17 protein-coding genes and 3 pseudogenes are annotated in these 23,690 nt (G+C 72.1%); 8 read left to right on the forward strand and 12 right to left on the reverse strand.

Features of this window, described 5'->3' with window-relative positions; all coding sequences use genetic code 11:
* Window positions 1-34: 34 nt before the first annotated feature.
* Window positions 35-565: pseudogene (locus tag ABZV31_RS06485) on the forward strand (transposase); the annotation flags it as partial.
* Between the two features lie 68 nt (window positions 566-633).
* Window positions 634-969 carry a hypothetical protein gene (locus ABZV31_RS06490; protein ID WP_355888920.1) on the forward strand — a complete coding sequence of 112 codons (336 nt, stop codon included), beginning with the start codon at window positions 634-636 and terminating at the stop codon, window positions 967-969.
* Between the two features lie 260 nt (window positions 970-1,229).
* Here the strand turns inward: ABZV31_RS06490 and ABZV31_RS06495 are convergent.
* Window positions 1,230-1,618: pseudogene (locus ABZV31_RS06495) on the reverse strand (DUF6299 family protein).
* A gap of 320 nt (window positions 1,619-1,938) precedes the next feature.
* Between ABZV31_RS06495 and ABZV31_RS06500 the strand changes: the two are divergent.
* Complete coding sequence (locus ABZV31_RS06500; RefSeq protein WP_355888922.1) at window positions 1,939-2,133, forward strand: DUF5999 family protein; 195 nt, start codon at window positions 1,939-1,941, stop codon at window positions 2,131-2,133.
* Between the two features lie 52 nt (window positions 2,134-2,185).
* Here the strand turns inward: ABZV31_RS06500 and ABZV31_RS06505 are convergent, their stop codons facing one another.
* Both ABZV31_RS06505 and ABZV31_RS06510 read right to left on the reverse strand, forming a co-directional pair.
* A complete protein-coding gene (locus ABZV31_RS06505) occupies window positions 2,186-2,584 on the reverse strand; it encodes a RidA family protein (protein ID WP_355888925.1) in 399 nt (132 codons plus the stop codon).
* On the reverse strand, window positions 2,581-3,720 hold the full coding sequence (locus ABZV31_RS06510) for an acyl-CoA dehydrogenase (RefSeq protein ID WP_355888928.1): 1,140 nt from the start codon (window positions 3,718-3,720) through the stop codon (window positions 2,581-2,583). The genes ABZV31_RS06505 and ABZV31_RS06510 overlap by 4 nt, the downstream gene beginning before the upstream one ends.
* Window positions 3,721-3,881: 161 nt before the next feature.
* On the opposite strand from ABZV31_RS06510, the gene ABZV31_RS06515 reads away from it, so the two are divergent.
* Both ABZV31_RS06515 and ABZV31_RS06520 read left to right on the forward strand, forming a co-directional pair.
* A complete protein-coding gene (locus ABZV31_RS06515; RefSeq protein WP_355888931.1) occupies window positions 3,882-5,504 on the forward strand; it encodes an AMP-binding protein in 1,623 nt (540 codons plus the stop codon).
* A gap of 15 nt (window positions 5,505-5,519) precedes the next feature.
* Window positions 5,520-6,341 (forward strand): PaaX family transcriptional regulator C-terminal domain-containing protein, encoded by an 822-nt coding sequence (locus tag ABZV31_RS06520; RefSeq protein ID WP_355888934.1) that lies wholly within the window; start codon window positions 5,520-5,522, stop codon window positions 6,339-6,341.
* Between the two features lie 12 nt (window positions 6,342-6,353).
* On the opposite strand, the gene ABZV31_RS06525 is transcribed toward ABZV31_RS06520, so the two are convergent.
* The gene (locus ABZV31_RS06525; protein ID WP_355888937.1) at window positions 6,354-8,621 is read right to left on the reverse strand and encodes a bifunctional salicylyl-CoA 5-hydroxylase/oxidoreductase; all 2,268 of its coding nucleotides are present in this window, start codon (window positions 8,619-8,621) and stop codon (window positions 6,354-6,356) included.
* Between the two features lie 2 nt (window positions 8,622-8,623).
* On the reverse strand, window positions 8,624-9,451 hold the full coding sequence (locus ABZV31_RS06530) for an enoyl-CoA hydratase family protein (RefSeq protein ID WP_355888939.1): 828 nt from the start codon (window positions 9,449-9,451) through the stop codon (window positions 8,624-8,626).
* 324 nt (window positions 9,452-9,775) lie between these two features.
* Here ABZV31_RS06530 and ABZV31_RS06535 point away from each other — a divergent pair, with 324 nt between their 5' ends.
* On the forward strand, window positions 9,776-10,228 hold the full coding sequence (locus ABZV31_RS06535; RefSeq protein ID WP_355888941.1) for an ATP-binding protein: 453 nt from the start codon (window positions 9,776-9,778) through the stop codon (window positions 10,226-10,228).
* On the opposite strand, the gene ABZV31_RS06540 is transcribed toward ABZV31_RS06535, so the two are convergent.
* The 3 genes from ABZV31_RS06540 to ABZV31_RS06550 all read right to left on the reverse strand — a co-directional run bounded on the left by ABZV31_RS06540 (window position 10,188) and on the right by ABZV31_RS06550 (window position 14,248).
* On the reverse strand, window positions 10,188-11,705 hold the full coding sequence (locus ABZV31_RS06540; protein ID WP_355888944.1) for an amino acid permease: 1,518 nt from the start codon (window positions 11,703-11,705) through the stop codon (window positions 10,188-10,190). The two genes, ABZV31_RS06535 and ABZV31_RS06540, sit on opposite strands and share 41 nt — an antisense overlap.
* A 231-nt stretch (window positions 11,706-11,936) precedes the next feature.
* On the reverse strand, window positions 11,937-12,944 hold the full coding sequence (gene argF / locus ABZV31_RS06545; RefSeq protein WP_355888946.1) for an ornithine carbamoyltransferase: 1,008 nt from the start codon (window positions 12,942-12,944) through the stop codon (window positions 11,937-11,939).
* Window positions 12,945-13,018: 74 nt separating this feature from the next.
* Complete coding sequence (locus tag ABZV31_RS06550; protein WP_355888948.1) at window positions 13,019-14,248, reverse strand: arginine deiminase; 1,230 nt, start codon at window positions 14,246-14,248, stop codon at window positions 13,019-13,021.
* 131 nt (window positions 14,249-14,379) lie between these two features.
* On the opposite strand from ABZV31_RS06550, the pseudogene ABZV31_RS06555 reads away from it, so the two are divergent.
* Together ABZV31_RS06555 and ABZV31_RS06560 are read left to right on the forward strand one after the other, a co-directional pair.
* Window positions 14,380-15,601, forward strand: a pseudogene (locus tag ABZV31_RS06555) (SPFH domain-containing protein).
* Window positions 15,598-16,497: a hypothetical protein gene (locus tag ABZV31_RS06560; RefSeq protein ID WP_355888951.1), complete on the forward strand. Its 900-nt coding sequence runs from the start codon at window positions 15,598-15,600 to the stop codon at window positions 16,495-16,497. The pseudogene ABZV31_RS06555 and the gene ABZV31_RS06560 overlap by 4 nt, the downstream one beginning before the upstream one ends.
* Window positions 16,498-16,706: 209 nt before the next feature.
* Here ABZV31_RS06560 and ABZV31_RS06565 read toward each other — a convergent pair whose 3' ends face one another.
* The 4 genes from ABZV31_RS06565 to ABZV31_RS06580 form a co-directional block, all read right to left on the reverse strand.
* Window positions 16,707-19,289: a polynucleotide kinase-phosphatase gene (locus ABZV31_RS06565; RefSeq protein ID WP_355888954.1), complete on the reverse strand. Its 2,583-nt coding sequence runs from the start codon at window positions 19,287-19,289 to the stop codon at window positions 16,707-16,709.
* Window positions 19,286-20,758: a 3' terminal RNA ribose 2'-O-methyltransferase Hen1 gene (locus ABZV31_RS06570; protein ID WP_355888956.1), complete on the reverse strand. Its 1,473-nt coding sequence runs from the start codon at window positions 20,756-20,758 to the stop codon at window positions 19,286-19,288. The genes ABZV31_RS06565 and ABZV31_RS06570 overlap by 4 nt, the downstream gene beginning before the upstream one ends.
* Before the next feature lie 536 nt (window positions 20,759-21,294).
* Window positions 21,295-22,239, reverse strand: coding sequence for a hypothetical protein (locus ABZV31_RS06575; protein ID WP_355888957.1), 945 nt, complete (start codon window positions 22,237-22,239; stop codon window positions 21,295-21,297).
* Window positions 22,240-22,531: 292 nt separating this feature from the next.
* The gene (locus ABZV31_RS06580) at window positions 22,532-23,455 is read right to left on the reverse strand and encodes an LLM class F420-dependent oxidoreductase (RefSeq protein ID WP_355888959.1); all 924 of its coding nucleotides are present in this window, start codon (window positions 23,453-23,455) and stop codon (window positions 22,532-22,534) included.
* Window positions 23,456-23,690: the final 235 nt, after the last annotated feature.

A 23,690-nucleotide genomic window follows, 5' to 3' on the forward strand; every position in this document is an offset into this window, starting at 1 on the left:
AGAACGACGAAGATCTTGAAGGAGAATCAGCACGATGACCGCACCTGACAGTGTGCCCCTGCACGCCCTCGCGGAGGAGAACCTGGCCTCGGCGAGTCCGGATCTGCTCCGGGCGATGATCAAGACATTCGCCGACGCGCTGATGTCGGCGGAGGCCGACGCCCTGTGCGGGGCCGAGTACGGCCAGGTCAGCGACGAGAGAGTCAACCACCGTAACGGCTACCGCACTCGGGAGTGGGACACCCGGGCCGGGACGGTCGAACTCGCCATCCCCAAGCTGCGGACAGGGAGTTACTTCCCACACTGGCTCCTGGAGCGGCGCCGACGGGCCGAGCAGGCCCTGATCTCGGTGGTCGCGACCGCCTACCTGCTGGGCGTTTCCACCCGCCGGGTCGAAAAGCTCGCCGAGTCCCTCGGCGTGACCCAGCTGTCGAAGTCCCAGGTCAGTGCGATGGCCCGGCACCTGGACGAGCAGGTCGCCGCGTTCCGCAACCGTCCGCTGGACCAGGGGCCCTACGCGTTCGTCTGGGTCGACGCACTGACCCAGAAGGTCCGCGAGGGCGGCAGTTGGGACGGCACGTGGGACGCGCCCGTTACCTGGCCCGGCCTCGCCGACCAGACTGGGCGGCCGCGGTGAAGACGAACACATGGACCAAGCCCACGACCGGAACGAAGGAGTCGTTCGATCGCGGCATCTTCCTGAACTTCAAGGCCGAGAACCCGGCTCTCGCCGGTTTCAGGCCGCTGGTGAAGCCGGAGATCTCGTTCTGGGATCAGGTCCGCTGCGATGCTTCCGTCCTCGTCACGAACTCCACGGGCTGCGTCATGAAGAAGCACATCCATCCTCGTAACACACACCTGCCGGACAGCGACGGTCTGTATCCCGATGTTCCTCTCACGCGGCAGACGTATGCCGGCTTCCCGGCGGACTGCGACAAGGACCCGACACCGCGCATCCTGTCCTGGTGACCGTGGTGATTTGGTCGGCGGGGAAAGGCAGCCCGCAGTAGTGGAGTTGTTTGCGGGCCCCAGGGCCCGCCGGTTCTGTGCAACGAGGTCTGGGCGATCCCGCGAGTGACGGGTCGTTCGCTGGGCGGCATCGGGCTGTGCGCCCGCCCGTTCGCACCACTGTCCGCGTACGCGAGGTCGTCGGGATGATGGCTGTGCCCGGAGGTAGCACCTTCCCGCCTCGGTCACCTTCGCATGCACGACATCCGAGCCGGCGGTTCTCAGCCCTCGGTGGAGGTGACGTCCCGCTGCTGCACCGCGTGGAAGCCGGACACCGGCAGGCCGTCCTGGGGGCGGAGTTCCATCAGGGTCGCCTCGACGTGGGCCGCACCGGGCTTGAGGGCGTCCGATGAGGTCCTGCCCGTGTTCTGCCAGGCGTGGTCGAACCCGTCGCGCAGGGCGCGGGTGCCGCCGAGGGCGTGCCGGAGCATCGAGGAGTTCTGGGGGCGACGGAGGAGCTGAGGAACGCCGGTCCGGTGCTGCCGGTGCAACGGTAGGTGCCGGAGAGGGTGACGGTGCCGTCCGCGGCGATGCGGCCGGTCGGGTCGGCCGTCACGGTGTCGTACGGGTCGGCGGTCGCGGGCGCCGCGGGGGCGAACAGCAGGAGCAGCGCGGCACCGGTGGCCGCGGCGAGGGCAGGTCACGTGGCCGCGGCGAGGGCAGGTCACGTGGCCGCGGCGAGGGCAGGTCACAAGGACATGCGGAGACCTCCTGAAGCGGGGGCTTTCACAGGTACCTCGCGCTCGGGTCCGCGGCCGTGATCCTCACCCCTTCGGTGGCGGGTCCGCTGCGACCGTCGTGGAACCGTCCGTGTGATGTCCGCGTGTTGTCACGCTTCGCGGCGGGCCGTTCCGATGAGGGCGCGGCGGGCGCATGGTCTCTCCATGGGGATGGTCCTGCCGACCGGTCCCACCGACGTGGAGGTGCGCCATGTGTTCCCACCAGTCCTCGTGCCCCGCCGCCGACGCCCACGCTCCGCACGTCGTCGCCGCCCACCCCGAGCAGGGCTGGACCCTGCTGTGCGACGGGGCGATCGTCTTCGACGACACCGGTGAGCTGCTGCCCGACGGCCGGGTCGTCGCGCCGCACCGGGTGCCCGCCGAGCGGCTCGCCACGGCCGCCTGACCACGGGAACGTTCCGGGACTGTTCCGGGCATGTCGCCATGCGGGGCGGGCGTCAGGGCAGCACCGCGAACCCGTCGAGTTCCACCCTCGCCTGTTCGTCCCACAGGCGTACGACCTCCACGACCGCCATCGCCGGGTAGTCGCGGCCGGCCAGCCGCCGCCAGATGCGGCCCAGTTCGGGGGCGTGGGCGCGGTAGGCGGCGACGTCCGTGGCGTAGACGGTGACGCGGGCGAGGTCGGCGGGCGTGCCGCCGGCGGCCCGCAGGGCTGTGAGGAGGTTGGTGAGGGCTCGCTCGAACTGCTCCTGGAGCGTCCCGCCGGTCACCTTGCCGTCCGCGTCCAGCGCGGTCTGGCCCGCCAGGAACAGCACGCGGGAGCCGGTGGCGACGACGGCGTGCGAGAAGCCCGTGGGCGGGGCCAGCTCGGGCGGGTTGACGCGCTCGGTGGTCACCGTGCCTCCCCAGTGGCGTCCGGCTCCTTGTACAGCTCCTTGGCGATGATCCCCCGCTGCACCTCGCTCGCCCCCTCGTAGATGCGGGGTGCGCGCACCTCTCGGTAGAGGTGTTCGAGGAGGTGGCCGCGGCGCAGGGCGCGGGCGCCGTGCAGTTGGACGGCCGCGTCGACGACGTACTGCGCGGTCTCGGTGGCGAGCAGTTTCGCCATGGCGGCGCGTTGGGGGACGTCCGGGGCGCCGTCGTCGTACGCCGTCGCCGCCGCGTACACCATCAGGCGGGCCGCCTCGGTGCGCAGGGCCATCTCGGCGACCTGGTGGGCGACGGCCTGAAGGTCCCTCAGCTTGCCGCCGAAGGCGTCCCGCCGGGCGGTGTGGGCGAGGGTCGCGTCCAGCGCCGCCTGTGCCATGCCGACCGCGAAGGCGCCGACGCTGGGGCGGAAGAGGTTGAGGGTGCCCATGGCGACCCGGAAGCCGCGGTCGACCTCGCCGAGGACGTCGTCCGCTGTGACGGGGACGGCGTCGAAGTGGAGGGCCCCGATGGGGTGTGGGGAGAGCATGTCGAGTGCGGTGCCGGTGAGACCGGGGCGGTCGGAGGGGACGAGGAAGGCGGTCACGCCGCGGGATCCGGCGCCGGGTGTGGTGCGCGCGAAGACGGTGTAGAGGTCGGCTTCGGGGGCGTTGGAGATCCAGCACTTCTCGCCGGTGAGCAGCCAGCGGGAGGGCCCGTCGGGTCGTGCCGTGAGGGTGAGTGCCGCCGCGTCCGATCCCGCTCCCGGCTCGCTCAGCGCGAACGCGGCCACCGCGCTGCCCTCGCTCACCCGTGGCAGCCAGCGGTCCCGCTGGGCGGGGGTGCCGTGGGCGTGGACCGGGTGGGCGCCGAGGCCCTGGAGGGCGAGGGCGGTCTCGGCCTCGGTGCAGGCGCGGGCGAGGGACTCCCGCATCAGGCAGAGGTCGAGGGCACCGGAGGTGAACAGCCGCTCCAGCAGCCCGAGCCGGCCGAGTTCGGCGACGAGCGGGCGGTTGACCCGGCCCGGCTCGCCCTTCTCCGCGAGCGGGCGCAGGTGGTCGGCGGCCAGGGTGCGCAGCTCGGCGCACCAGGCGGTCTGTTCCGTTTCGAGCGAGAATGCGGGCATCGCCGGTCCTCTCTCCCGTGGCCTCCCCGGGCTCCCCGGGCTCTCGTGCGGGTACGGCCGCCCCTCGACGATATCGCGCCCACTTGACTGTCGTCACCAACACGATACGCTCCCTGTGCGAGCCCACCACGACGCCCACCCAGGCAAGGGGGCGAACCGCCATGGACCCCAGCAGGGACGACACCGGGCGGCCGGCAACCTCGGCCCACGTCGACACCTTCGCGCGCGACCACCTCCCGCCCCCGGACCAGTGGCCCGAGCTCCGCTTCGACCTGCCGGAGCTGCGCTACCCCGACCGGCTGAACTGCGCCGCCGAACTCCTGGACCACGCCGAGCCGGGGCGCCCGGTGTTCCGTACGGCCTCCGGGGACGTCTGGACGTACGGCGATCTCCGTGCCCGCGTCGACCGCATCGCGCACGTCCTCACCGGCGACCTCGGGGTCGTCCCCGGCAACCGAGTCCTGCTGCGCGGCCCGACCACCCCGTGGCTCGCCGCCTGCTGGCTGGCCGTCCTCAAGGCGGGCGCCGTCGCCGTCACCGTGCTGGCCCAGCAGCGCCCGCACGAGCTGAGCACGATGTGCGAGATCGCCCGGGTGCGGCACGCGCTGTGCGACATCCGGGCCGTCGACGACCTCGCGAAGGCGGAGATACCGGGGCTGCGGATCACCACGTACGGCGGTGACGCCCCCGACGACCTCCTGACCCGCCCGGCGCCCGGCACCCCGTACCCGGCCGTGGACACCGCGGCCGACGACGTCGCGCTGATCGCCTTCACCTCGGGCACCACCGGCCGCCCCAAGGGCTGCCTGCACTTCCACCGTGATCTGCTGGCGATCGCCGACACCTTCTCGCAGCACGTACTCGAGCCCCGCGCGGACGACGTCTTCGCGGGCAGTCCTCCGCTCGGCTTCACCTTCGGGCTCGGCGGCCTGGTGATCTTCCCGATGCGCGCAGGTGCCAGCGCGCTGCTGCTCGAACAGGCCGGTCCCAAGCAGTTGTTGCCGGCGATCGCCGAGCACCGGGTCTCGGTGCTGTTCACCGCGGCGACGGCGTACCGCGCGATGCTCGACGAGCTGGACGCGTACGACACCTCGTCGCTCCGGCGCTGCGTCTCGGCCGGCGAGAACCTGCCCGCGGCCACCTGGCACGCCTGGCACGAGCGCACCGGCCTGCGCATCATCAACGGCATCGGCGCCACCGAGCTGCTGCACATCTTCATCTCCGCCGCCGACGAGGACATCAGGCCCGGCACCACGGGAGTGCCCGTACCGGGGTGGCACGCGCGCGTGCAGGACGAGCACGGCGATCCCGTGCCCGACGGGGAGCCCGGACTGCTCGCCGTGCGCGGCCCCGTCGGCTGCCGCTACCTGGCCGACCCGCGGCAGCACGCGTATGTGCGCGGCGGCTGGAACGTCACCGGCGACACCTATGTCCGCGAGCCCGACGGCTACTTCCGTTACGTCGCTCGCGCCGACGACATGATCATCTCGGCCGGGTACAACATCGCGGGCCCCGAGGTCGAGGACGCGCTGCTGCGCCACCCGGACGTGGTCGAGGCGGCGGTCGTCGGGCGGCCCGACGAGGCGCGCGGTCAGGTCGTGGTGGCCTACGCCGTCCTGAAGGAGGGCGCGCCGCAGGACGCGGGGGCGCTGCGCGCGTATCTCAAGTCCGAGCTGGCGCCGTACAAGTGTCCGCGCGAGATCGTCCACCTGGACGCGCTGCCGCGCACGGCGACCGGCAAGCTCCAGCGGTTCCGGCTACGCAGCCTTGGTGACCAGCAGTGATGCCGACGACCTAAAATGATCAACGTGTCCGAGCAGCACGCGCAGCCCGCCCCGAGGTCCCTCATCGTCACGTTCTACGGCGCGTACGGCCGCTTCGCGCCGGGCCCCGTGCCCGTCGCCGAGCTGATCCGGCTGCTGGCCGCGGTCGGGGTGGACGCGCCCTCCGTCCGCTCGTCGGTGTCCCGGCTCAAGCGGCGCGGGCTGCTGGTGCCGGCGCGGACGGCGCAGGGTGCGGCCGGGTACGAACTGTCCCCGGAGGCACGGCAGTTGCTCGAGGACGGCGACCGCCGCATCTACGCCGCGGTGCCGCCCGAGGACGAGGGCTGGGTGCTCGCCGTGTTCTCCGTGCCGGAGTCGGAGCGGCAGAAGCGGCACGTGCTGCGCTCGCGGCTGGCCGGACTGGGCTTCGGCACGGCGGCGCCCGGCGTGTGGATCGCCCCGGCCCGCCTGTACGAGGAGACCCGGCACACCCTCCAGCGGCTGCACCTGGATGCGTACGTGGACTTCTTCCGCGGCGAGCACCTGGGCTTCACGCCGACCGCCGAAGCGGTCGCGCGCTGGTGGGACCTGGCCTCGATCGCCAAGCAGCACGAGGCGTTCCTCGACCGGCACGCGCGCGTGCTGCACGCCTGGCAGAACCGGGCCGACACCCCGCCCGAGGAGGCCTACCGCGACTACCTCCTCGCCCTCGACTCCTGGCGTCACCTCCCCTACACCGACCCCGGCCTGCCCGCACGCCTGCTGCCCGCCGGCTGGCCGGGGGCCCGCTCGGCCGCCGTGTTCCAGGGGCTGCACGAGCGGCTGCGGGACGCGGGGGCGCAGTTCGTCGGCCTGTGACCGTCCGTGCCCTCAACCTCCCAGCGTGAGCCGGGGTTTGGGGGCATCCGTGCGGCCGGTCTGCGGGCGGCGGCTGCCGGCCCCATAGGGCGCCGGCCATACGGCGCCCGGGCCGGCGTAGCCCTGCTCGGCGGCCGCGTGCAGTGTCCAGTGCGGGTCGTAGAGGTGGGGGCGGGCCAGCGCGCACAGGTCCGTGCGCCCCGCCAGGATCAGGGAGTTGACGTCGTCCCAGGAGGAGATCGCGCCCACGGCGATCACCGGGATGCCCACCTCATGCCGGATGCGGTCCGCGAACGGCGTCTGGTACGACCGCCCGAACTCCGGCCGCTCCTCGGCCACCACCTGCCCCGTCGACACGTCGATCGCCTCGGCGCCGTGCGCGGCGAAGGCGCGGGCGATCTCTACGGCGTCCTCGGCGGTGGTGCCTCCCTCGGCCCAGTCGGTGGCGGAGATGCGCACGGTCATGGGCCGCTCCTCCGGCCACACCGCTCGTACGGCGTCGAAGACCTCCAGCGGGAAACGCAGCCGTTTCTCCAGCGAGCCGCCGTAGGCGTCGGTGCGGTGGTTGGTCAGCGGGGAGAGGAAGCCGGAGAGCAGGTAGCCGTGGGCACAGTGCAGTTCGAGCAGGTCGAAGCCGGCGCGGGCGGCGCGCCAGGCGGCGGCGGTGAACTGCTCGCGGATATCGGTGAGCTGGGCGCGGGAGAGCTGGCGCGGGGTCTGACTGCCCGGCTTGTACGGCAGCGGGGAGGCGGCCACGAGCGGCCAGTTGCCGTCTTCGAGGGGTTCGTCCATGCCTTCCCACATCAGCCTGGTCGAGCCCTTGCGTCCGCTGTGGCCGAGCTGCACGCCGATCGCGGTGCCCGGCGCCTGCCGGTGCACGAAGCCGGTGATCCGCCTCCAGGCCTCGGCCTGCCTGCCGGTGTAGAGGCCGGCGCAGCCCGGGGTGATCCGCCCCTCGGGACTCACGCACACCATCTCGGTCATCACCAGCCCGGCGCCGCCGAGGGCGCGGGCGCCCAGGTGGACGAGGTGGAAGTCGCCGGGGACGCCGTCGGTGGCCGAGTACATGTCCATGGGCGAGACGACGACCCGGTTGCGCAGGGTCAGTCCGCGCAGCCGGAACGGGGTGAACATCGGGGGCGTGCCGGGCGGGCAGCCGAACTCGCGCTCGACGGCCTCGGTGAAGCGGGGGTCGCGCAGCCGCAGGTTGTCGTGGGTGACGCGGCGGCTGCGGGTGAGCAGGTTGAAGGCGAACTGGCGGGGCGGCTGGTCGAGGTACAGGCCCAGGTTCTCGAACCACTCAAGGCTGGCCCGGGCCGCGCGCTGGGTGGAGGCGACGACCGGCTTGCGCTCCTCCTCGTAGGCGGTCAGCGCCTGTTCCGGCGAGTCCTGCTCCTCCATGCAGGCGGCCAACGCGAGAGCGTCCTCGACGGCGAGCTTGGTGCCGGAGCCGATGGAGAAGTGGGCGGTGTGGGCGGCGTCGCCGAGGAGGACCACGTTGCCGTACGACCAGCGCTCGTTGACCACCGTGCGGAAGGTGGTCCACGCGGACTTGTTGGAGCGCAGCGGGCGTCCGCCGAGGGCGTCCGCGAAGATCTTGGCGCAGCGCTCGATCGACTCCTGCTCGTCGAGCTCCTCGAAACCGGCCGCGCGCCACACTTCTTCACGCATCTCGACGATCACGGTGGAGGCGTCGGCCGCATAGGGGTAGCCGTGCAGCTGCATCACGCCGTGCTCGGTCTCGGCGATCTCGAAGCGGAAGGCGTCGAAGGCGAAGCCGGCGGCGAGCCAGATGTAGCGGCAGCGGTGGGTGGCCACGCGGGGCCGGAACGCGTGGGCGTAGGCCTCGCGAGTGGCGCTGTGCACGCCGTCGGCCGCGACGACGAGGTCGTACGTCTCCGACAGCCACGCCGGGTACGGCGCCTCGGTGCAAAAGCGCAGCTCGACGCCGAGCGACCGGCAGCGCTCGTGCAGGATCTCCAGGAGCCTCCGCCTGCCGAGCGCGGCGAAGCCGTGGCCGCCGGAGGTGTGCCGTGCGCCCCGGTGCACGATGTCGATGTCGTCCCAGCGCACGAAGTCCTTCTGGAGGGCCTGGTACACCACCGGATCGGCGTGCTCGATCCCGCCGAGGGTCTCGTCGGACAGCACGACCCCGAAGCCGAAGGTGTCGTCGGGCGCGTTGCGCTCCCAGACGGTGACCTCGCGGGCCGGGTCGAGACGCTTGAGCAGCGCGGCGGCGTACAGTCCCCCGGGTCCGCCGCCGATGACCGCGACCCTCATGGCTACCTCCCGCGCCACTTCGGCGGCCGCTTCTGCGCGAAGGCCGCGTGGAACTCGGCGTAGTCCTCGCCGTTCATCAGCAGGGCCTGGGTGGAGGCGTCCAGTTCGACCGCGGCGGACAGGGGCATGTCCAGCTCGGCGGTGAGGAGGGCCTTCGTCTGGGCGTGGGCGAGGGCGGGGCCGTCGGCCAGGCGGCGGGCCAGCGCCTGCGCGGCCTCGTCGGCCCGCCCCTCCTCCGCCAGCTCGCTGATCAGCCCGATCCGCTCGGCCTCGGCCGCCCGCACCTGCTCGCCGAGCATGAGCAGCCGGGTCGCGTGCCCGAGCCCGACGACCCGGGGCAGCAGATAGGCCGCGCCCATGTCGCCCCCGGACAGGCCGACCCGGGTGAAGAGGAACGCGAACCTCGCCGAAGGATCCGCCACGCGGAAGTCCGCCGCCAGCGCCAGCACGGCCCCCGCCCCCGCCGCCACCCCGTGCACCGCCGCGATCACCGGGAACGGGCACTCCCGTACGGCCCGCACGACCTGCCCGGTCATCCGGTTGAAGTCGAGGAGCTGGGCCGTGTCCATGGCCAGTGTCGCGCCGATGATCTCGTCGACGTCGCCGCCGGAGCAGAAGCCGCGTCCCTCGCCGGCCAGCACCAGGGCCCGGACGGACCGCTCGCGGGACAGCTCGGCCAGCAGGTCCCGCAGGTCGGCGTAGGCACCGAAGGTGAGCGCGTTGAGCTTCTCGGGGCGGCCGAGGGTGACAGTGGCGACGCCGTCGGTGAGCTCGACGCGCAGGTGCCGCCAGTCGGAGGTGCGGGCGGCGGAGCCGGTGAAGGGACTCATGACGTGCGCCTCCTAGGGGGACTGCCGGACTGCCTCGCTGAGCTCTCCCTCATGAAGTTATCACCGATCTATGACTGTCGTCATGAATCCGCGATAACACCGTCACGATGTGGCCGAGACCCGTCACATCGTCACGGGTCGTCGATAGCGAGGTAACGACCGGCGCCGCCGCGGTGGGCCGCCCGTTCACCTGGGTAAACCGGCCGGTGCCGGGGTCGAAGGTCCCGGACGGAACCCGCCGAGAGCCGCTGGCGGCGGCCCCCGTACCATTCCTCTCGTTGAAAGCAGGGCAGCCTGATGTTGATCACTGGGACGCTTTGCTCCATGAACGGACGCACCTTGTACGAACACCCCTCTGCCTCCGCCTCCTGGCGCGTCGCGCTGCCGCACACGGCCGCCGCCGTGCCGGTGGCCCGCGCCCTGGTCCGTACGGCGCTGGCCGAGCTGGAGCAGACGGCCGACTGCGACACCGCGGAGCTGCTCACGGCGGAACTGGTCGCGAACGCCGTGGAGCACACCGCGGGCCGCGGCCCGATAGAGCTGGTGGTGGAGCTGCTGCCGAGCGGCTGCCACGTCGAGGTGCACGACCCGGACCCGGCGCCGCCCGGCGGCCTCACCCGCCCCGGCCTCACGGCGCCCGACCCCTGGCAGGAGCACGGGCGCGGCCTGCTGCTGATCCGCGCCCTCAGCTCCTCCTGCGGCCACCGGCCCACCGAGTCGGGCAAGGCGGTGTGGTTCAGACTGCCTGCGCTTCCGCCTCAGCTGCGTCCGGCGTGACGTCCGTGACCTCGGTGGCTTCCGTGGCTTCCGCCCGCGCCGCGAGGCAGGAGTTCCGGCGCCCGTAACCGACGTACACGAGCAGCCCGGCCGCGAGGAACGCCGCGAACTGGATCCAGGTGGTCCAGCCGGTCTCGTACATCAGGTACAGGCAGAAGCCGACGCCGAGCAGCGGGACCACGGGGTAGAGCGGCACCCGGAAGCTGCGGGCGAGGCCCGGCTCGCGGCGGCGCAGCGCGATCACGGCGACGTTGACGACGGCCATGATGGCGAGGGTGCCGATGGTGCACAGGTTGACCACCGCGTCCAGCGACGCGAAGGCCGCCGGGAGCGCGAAGACGACCGCGACGATCAGGGTGCCGGCGACCGGGGTGGACGTGCACGGCGAAACCTTCTCGAAGACGCGCGGGACGAGCCCGTCGCGGGACATCGACATCAGGATGCGGGTCTGGCCGTACATCACGGCGAGCACGACCGAGGCGATGGCGACGACCGCGCCGAGAGCAATCACCGCGCCGCCGATCGAGGAGCCGGTGACCTCGTTGACGACGTGGCTCAGCGCGGCGGGCCGGCCGCCGACCTGGTCGCCGCCGACGGCGCCGATCGCGGCGAGGGCGACCGCGCAGTACAGCAGGGTGACCAGGCCCATGCAGACGAGGATCGCGACTGGGATGTCCCGGCGCGGGTTCTTCGCCTCCTCGCCGGCCGTGGTGATCGCGTCGAAGCCGATGTACGAGAAGAACGCGGCCGTGGTGCCCGCGCCGATGCCGCCGAGGCCGGCCGGCGAGAACGGGGTGAGGTGGCCGTCCTTGAAGGCGCTGAAGCCGATGGCGCAGAACGCGACGAGGATGGCGAGCTTGAGCACGGCCATCGCGGCCGTCGCCCGGGCGCTCTCGCGCACTCCGCGCACGAGCAGGACGGAGGCCATGGCGATGACGATCACGGCGGGGAGGTTGACGAGCCCGCCGTCGCCGGGACCTGCGGAGAGGGCGGCCGGGAGCTGCCATCCGGCGAGGCTGTCGAGCAACTCGTTGACGTACTGGCTCCAGCCCACCGCGACCGCCGAGACGGACACGCCGTATTCGAGCAGCAGGCACCAGCCGACCAGGAAGGCCGTGGACTCGCCGAGACCGGCGTAGGCGAAGGAGTACGACGATCCGGAGACCGGGATCGCGCCGCCCAGCTCGGCGAAGGCGAACGCCGTGAAGACGCATGTGATCGCGGCAAGGACGAAGGAGACGACGACGGCCGGGCCGGCCTGGGCGACCGAGTCGGACAGGCCGACGAAGATGCCGGTGCCGACGATCGCGCCGACGCCGAAGCAGACGAGCTGGAAGAGGCCCATCGTGCGCTTGAGGCCGTGGCCTGCGCGGTCGGCGCCGGATTCGGCGACGAGGAGGGCCGGGGACTTGATGCGGGGCTTGGTGCGGGGCTTGGTGCGGGGCGTGGTGCGGGGCTTGGTTCCGGGAGCGGGCATACGGGGTGGTGCTCGTTTCTGGTGGTGCGGGTGCGACGATGGGGGTGCCCCCTGCTCGAGCGAAGCCGAGAGTTTGAGGGAGGGTCGCGCGACGGCCGCGGATGGGGTGGTTCCGGGCCGCCGGTCAGGACAAGGCCTGGTTCTGGCCGGGCGGGATGCCTGGTCGAATGCCTGGTCGAATGCCTGGTCAATGGTCAGACGGGAAATCAGACGGGAAATACCTGGCCCTGGTCAGGCGAGCGTCGCGACGAGGATGGCCTTGATGGTGTGCAGCCGGTTCTCGGCCTCGTCGAAGACGACCGAGTGGGCCGACTCGAAGACCTCGTCCGTCACCTCGAGGGACGCAAGGCCGTGGCGCTCGTGGATCTCCCGCCCGACCTTGGTGCCGAGGTCGTGGAAGGCGGGCAGGCAGTGCAGGAACTTCACGTCCGGGTTGCCGGTGCCGCGCAGCACGTCCATGGTCACGGCGTACGGCGCGAGGGCCTCGATGCGCTCGTCCCAGACCTCCTGGGGCTCGCCCATGGAGACCCAGACGTCGGTGGCGACGAAGTCGGCGCCCAGAACGCCCTCGGCCACGTCCTCGGTGAGCGTGAGGCGGGCGCCGCTCGACTCGGCGAGCTCGCGGGCCCGGTCGACGATCTCCTGGACGGGCCAGTACGACTTCGGGGCGACGATGCGGACGTCCATACCGAGCAGGGCGCCGGTGACCAGGTAAGAGTTGCCCATGTTGAAGCGGGCGTCGCCGAGGTAGGAGAAGGTGATCTCCTTCAGCGGCTTGCTACTGTGCTCGGTCATGGTGAGCACGTCGGCGAGCATCTGGGTGGGGTGCCAGTCGTCGGTGAGCCCGTTGTAGACGGGCACGCCGGCGTGCGCGGCCAGCTCCTCGACGGCGGCCTGGCTGTCGCCGCGGTACTCGATCGCGTCGAACATCCGGCCGAGGACGCGGGCGGTGTCCTTCACGGACTCCTTGTGCCCGATCTGCGAGCCGGAGGGGTCGAGGTACGTCGTCGAGGCCCCCTGGTCGGCGGCGGCGACCTCGAACGCGCAGCGCGTGCGCGTCGAGGTCTTCTCGAAGATCAGCGCGATGTTTCTCCCCCGCAGGTACGGCGTCTCGGTCCCGGCCTTCTTGGCGGCCTTCAGCTCGGCGGCCAGCTCGATCAGACCGCGGAACTCCTCCTCGGTGAAGTCCAGTTCCTTGAGGAAGTGGCGGCCGGCGAGGGCGGTCGGGACTGTCGCCATGGGGGCGCTCCAACGGGTGAGGGACAGAGACCCTGAAATTCTATACGATGCTCAGAATTTCTATGCGGCCCGGCTCACGCCCCCACGGCATCCCGCTCAACCGGACAGCTCATACAGCGGGGGCCACCCCTGCCCCGCCCGAGCTCGCTGCCCGGGATCTCGATGACTTCGATGCCCTGCTTGCGCAGGTGCGTGTTGGTGGTGGAGTTGCGCTCGTAGGCGACGACGACACCGGGCTCGACGGCGAGGACGTTGCAGCCGTCGTCCCACTGCTCGCGCTCGGCCGCGTGCACGTCCTGGGTCGCGCTCAGGACCCGGATCTCGCTCAGCCCCAGCGCGGCGGCGATCGCGCGGTGCATGTGCTCCGGCGGATGGTCGGTGACCTTCAGCTCCTTGTCACCGACACCCGGCTCGATGGTGTACGAGCGGAGCATGCCGAGCCCCGCGTACTGGGTGAAGGTGTCGCCGTCGACCATGGTCATCACGGTGTCGAGGTGCATGAAGGCGCGCCGCTTGGGCATGTCGAGCGCGACGATCGTCCGGGCCGACCCGGCGGCGAACAGCTTGTACGCGAGCATCTCGACGGCCTGGGGCGTGGTGCGCTCGCTCATGCCGATGAGCACCGCGCCGTTGCCGATCACGAGCACGTCCCCGCCCTCGATGGTGGACGGATAGTCGGCCTGCCCCTCGGACCACACGTGGAACGTCTCGTCACGGAAGAGGGGGTGATAGCGGTAGATCGCCTCGAAGTGCACGGTCTCGCGCTGCCGGGCGGGCCAGCGCATCGCGTTGATGGCGACGCCGTCGTAGATCCAGGCGGACGTGTCCCGGGTGAAGAGGTGGTTGGGCAGGGGGCCCAGCAGGAAGTCGTCCAGGTCCATGACGTGGAACCGCACGGACGTCGGCTCCGCGTGCGCCTGGAGGAACTCACGCTTGGTCATGCCGCCCACGAGGACCTCCGCCAACTCCCGCGCCGGCAGGGTCTCGAACGCGGCCCGGAGGTGGTCGGTGGCGAGCGGCCCGTACTCCTTCTCGTCGAAGACGCGGTCCAGGACGAGCGACCGGGCCGCCGGGATCTCCAGCGTCTCGGTGAGCAGGTCGCCGAAGAGGTGTACGGCGACCCCCCGGTCGCGCAGCACGTCGGCGAACCCGTCGTGCTCGGCGCGCGCCCGGCGCACCCACAGCACGTCGTCGAAGAGGAGGGCGTTCTTGTTGGTGGGGGTGAGCCTTTTGAGCTCGAGATCCGGCCGGTGCAGGATGACGCGGCGCAGCCGCCCGGCCTCGGAGTCGACATGGAATCCCATGCCTCCATCCTGACCATCGGCGACCGGGTTCACCCGCTTCTTGGCCGTTTCTGCATCTTCTTGTTTTCGTCCACGACAAGTACCCCGGGCGATTATCGTCTCTATGACGAAAAGGGAGACGAGGGGACCATATGGCCGACATCACGCGGCGCCTGGGCTGGCGCCACCTGCGCAGCGCGCCGACGGCGCACATCCGGCACCACCGCTCGGGCAGGCTGGTGCACGACGGCCCCGGACTGAGCTTCTGGTTCCGCTCGCTGACCGCGGCACTGTCCGAAGTCCCGGTCGACGACCGCGAGCTGGCCATGACCTTCCACGCCCGTACGTCGGACTTCCAGGACGTGGCGGTGCAGGCGACGGTCACCTACCGGATCAGCGACCCGGCTCTCGCCGCCGCCCGCCTCGACTTCTCGATCGACCCGGATACCGGAGTCTGGCGCGGCACACCCCTTGAGCAACTGGGCACACTGCTCATGGAGACGGCCCAGGAGCACGCGCTGGCCGTGCTGGCCCGTTTGCCGCTGTCGGCCGCGCTCGCCGACGGGGTGACCGCGGTGCGTGAGCGCGTCGCGGCGGGTCTGGCCGCGGAGTCCCGGCGCCCGGCCACCGGCATCGAGGTGGTGGCCGTCCGCGTGGTGGCGCTGCGCCCGGAACCGGAGGTCGAGCGGGCGCTGCGCACCCCCGCCAGGGAACAGATCCAGCAGGAGGCCGACCGGGCCACGTACGAGCGGCGGGCAGTGGCCGTCGAACGGGAGCGGGCGATCGCCGAGAACGAGCTGGCGAGCCGGATCGAACTCGCCCGCCGCGAGGAGCAGTTGGTCGAGCAGCGCGGCACGAACGTCCGGCGCGAGGCCGAGGAGAACGCGGCGGCGGACGCGGTACGGGCCGAGGGAGGCGGCACGGACGGTACGGCTGGCTGAGGCCGAGGCGGCACGGACGGTACGGCTGGCCGAGGCCGAGGCGGCACGGACGGTACGGCTGGCCGAGGCCGAGGCGGCACGGACGGAGCGGCTCGCCGCGGCGGAGGCGACACGCTCCGTACGGCTGGCCGACGCCGAGGCGACGCGCACGGAGCGGCTGGCCGTGGCGGAGGCCGCCAAGGCAGTACGGCTCGCCCGCGCGGAGGCCGAGAGCGCGCGCGAGGTGGGTGAGGCGCGGGCGCAGGCACAGGCGGCGTGGCTGCGGGTGCACGCGGACACCGACGTCGCGACGCTGCACGCCCTCACCGGGACGCGCCTGGCCGAGAACCTCCCGCGGATCGACAGCGTGACGATCTCGCCGGACGTGCTGACCGGGCTGCTCGCGAAGCTGGGCGGCGCCTCGGCGGAGGCGGAGACGGAGACGGAGGCGTGAGCCTGGCACCGCGGGTCGTGCTGGTCCACCGCATCACGGAGTACGAGGAGTTGGTGGCCCGGCACGGCACGCACGGCCAGGCCGCCTTCTTCCTCTCCTCCCGGGGCCGCGACATCGGGGAGGTCGCCGAACGCCACCACCGCACCCGGCGGGCGCTGGCCGAGGTGACCTCGGCGGTTCCCCTGACATGGCGTCAGAACCGTGTGGAACGGTCGGACCTGGACCGCTTCCTGTTCACGCCGGAGGACGTCGTGGTCGTGGTCGGACAGGACGGGCTGGTGGCGAACGTCGCCAAGTACCTCGCGGGGCAGCCGGTGGTGGGCATCGACGCGGATCCGGGCCGGAATCCGGGGGTCCTGGTGCGGCACCGGCCGCGCGACGCGGCGGCGCTGCTGCCGGCGGCGCTCGAGGGGAGCACCGGCGTCGAGGAGCTCACGATGGTCGAGGCCGTCGCCGACGACACCCAGCGGCTCGTCGCCCTCAACGAGATCTATCTGGGAGCACCCGGTCACCAGACCGCCCGGTACCGCCTGTGCCTCGACGACGACAGGGGTGTCGTCGAGGCACAGGCCTCGTCCGGAGTGCTGGTGGGGACCGGCACGGGGGCAACGGGCTGGATCCGGTCGGTGTGGCAGGAGCGGGGCGGTGCCCCGCCGCTCCCGGGTCCCACGGAGGACCGCCTGCTGTGGTTCGTCCGCGAGGCCTGGCCGTCACCGGCCACCGGTACGTCACTGGTGGCGGGCGAAGTGCCGGCCCCCACGTCCCTGCGCCTCACCGTCGAGTCCGAACGGCTGGTCGCCTTCGGGGACGGTATGGAACAGGACGCCGTGGAGCTGACGTGGGGGCAGACGGTCCGGGTGGGGGTGTGCGCGGAGCGGCTGCGGCTGGTGGGCTGACGGGATCCCCGTCACAGGCGGGGGCTCGCCGGCCCACAACCACGGACGCACAGGCTCACCACCGGGGATCCACCGGCCCACAACCACGGACGCACAGGCTCACCACCGGGGATCCACCGGCCCACAACCACGGACGCACAGGCTCACCACCGGGGATCCACCGGTTCACGACCACGGACGCACAGGCTCACCACCGGGGATCCACCGGCTCACAGTCGTGGATCCACCGGCTCCGACTCCAGCGCCAGCACCCCGAACACCGCCTCGTGCACCCGCCACAGCGGCTCGCCCTCGGCCAGACGGTCCAGGGCCTCCAGGCCGAGCGCGTACTCGCGGATCGCCAGCGACCGCTTGTGGTTCAGGAACCTCTGGCGCAGCCGGGCGAGGTTGTCCGGACGGGTGTACTCGGGACCGTAGATGATCCGCAGGTACTCGCGGCCGCGGCACTTGATGCCCGGCTGGACCAGGCGGCCCTGCTCGGTGCGCACCAGGGCGCCGAGCGGCTTGACGACCATGCCCTCGCCGCCGCGGCCGGTCATCTCCAGCCACCAGTCGACGCCCGCTCGGACCGACTCCGGGTCGGCCGTGTCGACGTAGAGGCGCCGGGTCGTCCGGAGCAGGCCGGTGCCGTCGTGTTCGACCAGGCGGTCGAGCAGGGCGAGCTGCTCGTCGTGGGGCAGGGCGGCGAGGCTGCGGCCCTGGACCGCCAGGATCTGGAACGGCGCCAGGCTGACGCCGTCCAGGCCGTCGGTGGTCCAGCAGTAGCGGCGGTACGCAGCCGTGAACGCGGCGGCGTCCGAGGCCCGGTCGCGCTGGCGGGCCAGCAGGTCCGCCACGTCGACACCGCGGGCCGACGCGCCCTCCAGCGCGGCCAGCGCGCCCGGGAACGCCGCTCCGGAGGCCGCGCCCACCGCCGCGTACTGCGTCCGCAGCAGCCCGGACGCCTTCAGCGACCACGGCATCAGCTCGGCGTCGAGCAGCAGCCAGTCGCTGTCCAGTTCCGTCCACAGGCCGGCCTCGGTGATCGCCGTGCGCAGGCGGGCGAGGATCTCCTCGGTGACCGCCGGGTCGTCGAAGAAAGGGCGGCCCGTGCGGGTGTAGAGCGAGCCTGTCGGGCCTCCCCCACTCGAGACTGCGCTCGAGCGGGAGGTGCCCCCGACCCCGAACCGCTCGCGCGCCGCCTCCGCGTCCCGGCACACCAGGGCCACCGCCCGCGAACCCATGTGCTTCTCCTCGCACACGACGCGCTCGACCCCGTCCTCCCGGTACTGGGCGAACGCTTCGGCCGGGTGCTCCAGGTATTCGTCGACCTTCGAGGTCGCCGTCGGGGCCATGGTGGGAGGCAGGTACGGCAGCAGCCGCGGGTCCACCGCGAAGCGGCTCATGACCTCCAGGGCCGCGGCCGCGTTCTCCTCGCGGACCGATACGCGGCCCGCGTGCCGGGTCTCCACGACCCGCCGGCCGTGCACGTCGCCGAGGTCCAACGGACGCCCGTCGTGGCCGCCGGGCGCCTCGGTGCGCAGCGGCCTGGCCGGCTCGTACCAGACCCGCTCGGCCGGTACGTCGACCAGCTCCCGCTCCGGCCAGCGCAGCGCGGTCAGCCTGCCGCCGAAGACCACGCCCGTGTCCAGGCAGATGGTGTTGTTCAGCCAGGTGGCCTGCGGGACCGGGGTGTGGCCGTAGACCACGGCCGCGCGGCCCCGGTAGTCCTCCGCCCACGGGTAGCGCACCGGCAGGCCGAACTCGTCGGTCTCGCCGGTGGTGTCGCCGTACAGCGCGTGCGAGCGCACCCGGCCGGAGGTGCGGCCGTGGTACTTCTCCGGCAGACCGGCGTGGCAGACGACCAGCCTGCCGCCGTCCAGGACGTAGTGGCTCACGAGGCCGTCAATGAACTCCCTTACCTGCTGCTTGAACTCCTCGCTCTCGCCCTCCATCTGTGCGATCGTCTCGGCGAGGCCGTGCGTGTGCTGGACCTTGCGGCCCTTGAGGTAACGCCCGTACTTGTTCTCGTGGTTGCCCGGCACGCACAGCGCGTTGCCCGACGTCACCATCGACATCACGCGGCGCAGGACGCCCGGGGTGTCCGGGCCTCGGTCGACCAGGTCACCGACGAAGACCGCCGAACGGCCTTCGGGGTGGACGCCGTCGACGTAGCCCAACTTGCCGAGCAGCGCCTCCAATTCGGCGGAGCAGCCGTGGATGTCGCCGATGATGTCGAAGGGGCCGGTGAGGTGGGTCAGGTCGTTGAAGCGCTTCTCGGTGACGACCGAGGCGTTCTCCACCTCATCGACGCCCCGGAGCACGTGCACCTTGCGGAAGCCCTCGCGCTCCAGGTGCCTGAGGGAGCGCCGCAGTTCGCGGGTGTGCCGCTGGATCACGCGGCGCGGCATGTCCGCCCGGTCGGTGCGGGCCGCGTTGCGTTCGGCGCACACCTCCTCCGGCACGTCGAGCACGATGGCTATGGGCAGCACGTCGTACTTCCTGGCCAGGTCGATCAGCTGGCGGCGGGCGTCCTGCTGCACGCTGGTCGCGTCGACGACGGTACGGCGGCCGGCCGCCAGGCGCTTGCCGACGATGTAGTGCAGGACGTCGAAGGCGTCCCGGGTGGCGCTCTGGTCGTTCTCGTCGTCGCAGACCAGGCCTCGGCAGAAGTCCGAGGAGATGACCTCGGTGGGCTTGAAGTGCCGGCGGGCGAAGGTGGACTTGCCCGAGCCGGAGGCGCCGACGAGGACGACGAGGGAGAGGTCGGTGACGGGCAGAACCCGCCCCCGCTGGGTCTTGATCTCGGTCATGCCGCCTTCGCCTCCTTGTCGTTGCCGGTCTTCTTCAGGTGGAACACGGCCATCTGCGTGGGCGGTCCCACCTCGGGGTCGTCCGGCCCGACGGGCCTGAACTCGACCTGGTATCCATGCCGTTCGGCCACGGATTCCGCCCAGGTCCAAAACTGCGCGCGCGTCCACTCGAAGCGGTGGTCGCCGTGCCGGACGTGCCCGGCCGGGAGGGTCTCCCAACGGACGTTGTACTCGACGTTCGGGGTGGTCACGAGGACCGTCCGCGGGCGGGCCGCGCCGAACACCGCGTACTCCAGGGCGGGCAGCCGGGGCAGGTCGAGATGCTCGATCACCTCGCTGAGCACGGCAGCGTCGTAGCCCTTGAGCCGGTTGTCGGTGTAGACGAGCGAGCTCTGGAAGAGCTTGACCCGTGCCGCCTGCCGCTCCCCCATCCGGTCCAGCTTCAGGCGCCGGGAGGCGATGGTGAGCGCCCGCACCGACACGTCGACGCCGACGATCTCGGTGAACCGCGGGTCCTTCAGCAACGCCTGCACCAACTGGCCCTGCCCGCAGCCGAGGTCGAGGACCCGGGCGGCGCCGGACTCCGCCAGCGCCGCGACGATCGCGTCCTGGCGCTGCACGGCGAGCGGCGTCGGCTTCTCCTCCGCCCCGGTCTCCGCCTCCACGGCGTTGTCGATCTCCTCGACGTCGGTGTCGTCGGCCTCGGCCAGCCGGACCAGTTCCAGGCGGTCCATCGCCTGCCGGGTGAGCGACCAGCGGCGCGACAGGTAGCGGCTGGTGATCAGCTTCTGCTCCGGGTGGCCGGGCAGCCAGCCCTCGCCGGCCCGCAGCAGCTTGTCGACCTCGTCGGAGGAGACCCAGTAGTGCTTGGCGTCGTCGAGGACGGGGAGCAGGACGTAGAGGTGACGCAGGGCCTGTGCCAGAGTCAGCGCCTCGGATTCCAGGACGAGGCGCACATACCGCGAGTCGCCCCACTCCGGGAACTCGGGATCCAGCGCCACGGGGTCGGCGGTGACCGTCCAGCCGAGCGGCTCGAAGAGACGTCGTACGAGGTCGGAGCCACCGCGGGCGGGCAATGCCGGCACCTCGATACGCAACGGCCGTGCCTGCGCGGAAAGTTCGGGCCTGGCATGGCACACGCCCCGTATCGCGCTGGAGAACACACCGCTCAGCGCGACGGCGAGCAGCGAGGAGGCGGCGTACGGGCGGTCGTTGACGTACTGCGCGAGCGCCGCGTCGGGGGCGCCGCCGCGGCCCTTGCCCTTGCCGCGCCGGACCAGTGCCACCGCGTCGACCTCCAGCAGCAGCGCCGCCGTGCAGCGCCGCGCGTCCGCCTCGGGGTAGAGGACGTGCGCCGTGCCGTAGGAGGTCGAGAACGCCTGCGCCTTGTCGGGGCGCTTGTGCAGCAGGAAGCCGAGGTCGGTCGCCGGGCGTTCGGGGGTGCCGGTGGTACTGATGGTCAGGAACATGCGGAGGGCCTCTCCGGCTGGACGGACGACTGCGGTGCCGTACACGCGAAAGCCCCCGAGGACGGTGATCCTGGGGGCTCGGACGACGCTCTCACCTTGGCACAAGGCTCCGACCGGCGCCTTCCTTTTATGTGCCGGTCCTCTTGTGTGCCGGTCCTCTTGTGTGCCGGTCCTCTTGTGTGCCGGTCCTCTTGTGTGCCGGTCCGCCTGTGCGAGGGTCCGCCTCCACTGCGCCGGTCCTCCTGTGTGGCGGTCCTCGGGAGCGTCCGGCCCGTGCCGGACGGTCAGGGGAGCAGGCGCCCGGGTGTGCCGGGAACAGGCCTTGTCCTCCAGTTCCCGAAGTGCCGCGTCGAGGCGCCGGGGCTGCGGACTCGGCACGCCCCCCGCGCCCCCCGCGCCCGCCGCGGACGGACCCGGACCGGTCCGGGACGCCGAAACACCCCCCCTGGGGCCGCCCGTGCGGCTGCCGCAGCCCGCCGGGGACAGGACGGCGACACCGACGAGGGCTGCCGTGACGCGTCTCGATGCCATGGGCTTCACCCCTGATGCTCGACGATCGTGCGGGCGGTGCGCGCGGCGTCGAGGTTCCAGCGGCGCTGTTCCTCCAGCTTCGTCCGGTGCTCGGCGACAAGCCGTCGCTGGATGCGCACGTCGACGGCGTGAACGCTGCGAACGTAACCCGTCTGCTGCTTGCAGCGTGCGTCCGCGACCGCCGTCTCCCTCTCCCGGGCGGAGGGCTCGTCGGGGTCGCGCCGCTCCCCGAGCTCCTGCCGCGGCGCCTGCGCGCCTGCCTCGGCGTCCTTCGGCGTGGCGTAGTGGTGGCCGACGGCCTTCATGCACGCCGACCACTTCCGGTCCGCCTCCTTCCAGGCCGGGTCCTTCATGCCCGGCGTGATGCTTCGGCCCTCCAGTTCCAGCACGGGATCCCGCCGGTCCTCGGGATCGGATCCGAAGATCCTGCGGTTCGCCTCGCCGAGGCAGCCGCGGTGGGGAACCCTGTGGCCGTGGACGCTCTTCGGCTCCTCCCCCAGGAACTGGCCGGTGAGCGCAAGGTATTCATCGAGCGACCACGTCCGGTCCGGCATGCGCCCGGACAGGGCCGCCGCGCTCCGGTACCCGTACTCGGCCGTCTGCTTCGGGTCCTGGACGCCGTAGCGGAGGCCTACGGACAGGTACAGGATGCTGCCGACGACCCCGGGGCGCTCCGGAGGGCGGGGCCAGGCGGGCGGCGGATCGACGTCGAGGGTCCCGATACGGTCGAACCCGAGGCGCAGCATGCACGTCTTGGCCAAGGCCCAGCGGGCCCTGCCGATCGTGCGGTTGTCGGCGTCGGACACGTCGTAGGCGTCAAGCGGCTGTAAAGCGGGGTCGTCCGCCGCCGTGGGCCGCGGACCGGCCGGGGGCCCGTCGGTCCGCTGTCCGCATCCGGTGAGCGCGAGACCTGCGGCGAGCGCCGGGAGGAGGGGGGTGGATCGTCGCATCCGGCCAGCCCACCAGGCACCGACCCGCCGGACTGTGACGGAGGCCATAGTTCCGGGTCACGGGCGGATCACGAACTCCCTTGGCGGAAAGTCGAGTTGAGCCGCTCGGCCCAGATCCTGACGCAGCCGGTCCCGCCCGCCTCCGGTCCGGGCCGTGCCCTCCGGAGACGGACGGGCCGTGCCCTCCGGAGACGGAGGTCGGGCCTGGTGCCCGGAGACGGACAGGCCTGGTCCCCGGAGACGGAGGTCGGGCCTGCCGGCCGGAGGCGGACGGGCGTGGTGGCCGGGGCGGCTACGGCAGCTGCGACTGCACCTGGGTGGAGATCAGCTCCAGGTGGTCCAGGTCGGAGAGGTCGAGGACCTGGAGGTAGATCCGCTGGGAGCCGATCTCGGCGTAGCGGCCGATCTTGTCGACGACCTCGGCAGGGGAGCCGGCCAGGCCGTTGGTCTTCAGTTCGTCGACCTCGCGGCCGATCGCGGCGGCCCGGCGGGCGACCTCCTGGTCGTCCCTGCCGACGCAGACCACGAGGGCGTTGGAGTACTTCAGGTCGTCGGGCCGGCGGCCGGCCTCCTCGGCCGCGGCCCGCACCCGCCCGAACTGGCGCTCGCTGTCCTCGATGGAGGCGAACGGCATGTTGAACTCGTCGGCGTACCGGGCGGCCAGCCGCGGGGTGCGGGTCGCGCCGTGCCCGCCGATGAGCACCGGGACCTTCGCCTGCGCCGGCTTCGGCAGCGCGGGCGACCCGGTGAGGTCGTAGTACTTCCCGTGGAAGTCGAAGGTCTTGCCGACCTCCGTCGCCCACAGGCCGGTGATGATGGCCAGCTGCTCCTCGAGACGGCCGAACTTCTCCTTCGGGAACGGGATGCCGTACGCCTTGTGCTCCTCCTCGAACCAGCCAGCGCCCAGGCCCAGTTCGATCCGGCCGCCGGACATCTGGTCGACCTGGGCGACCTGGATGGCGAGCACGCCGGGCAGCCGGAAGGTGGCGGCCGTCATCAGCGTGCCGAGGCGGATGCGCTTGGTCTCGCGGGCGAGTCCGGCGAGGGTGATCCAGGCGTCGGTGGGGCCGGGCAGGCCGTCCACGTTGCCCATGCGGAGGTAGTGGTCGGAGCGGAAGAAGGCGTCAAACCCCAAGTCTTCGGTGGCCTTCGCCACGGCGAGCAAGGTGTCGTAGGTGGCCCCCTGCTGGGGCTCGGTGAAGATGCGAAGATCCATGCCTCCATCCTGCACGCCGACCTGCCCGTCGACCCCACCAGTACCCGGCGCGCCTCCCGTCCCTGGTCGGGTGAAAATTGTCAACCCCGTGCGCGGGGCCTGCCCGGGCCGGTGTCCCGGCCCGGTGGTGATCGTTGGCTCGAGCGGAGCCGGACCGCCCGGCGCCCGCACCCGGCCCCACCCGCCGCCGGGCCGCCAGCCGCGTCGGCCTCCCCGGGGGCCGGGGGCCGAGGAG

Origin of the sequence: Streptomyces sp. NPDC005202, assembly GCF_040608235.1 — a bacterium.
Taxonomy (GTDB): domain Bacteria; phylum Actinomycetota; class Actinomycetes; order Streptomycetales; family Streptomycetaceae; genus Streptomyces.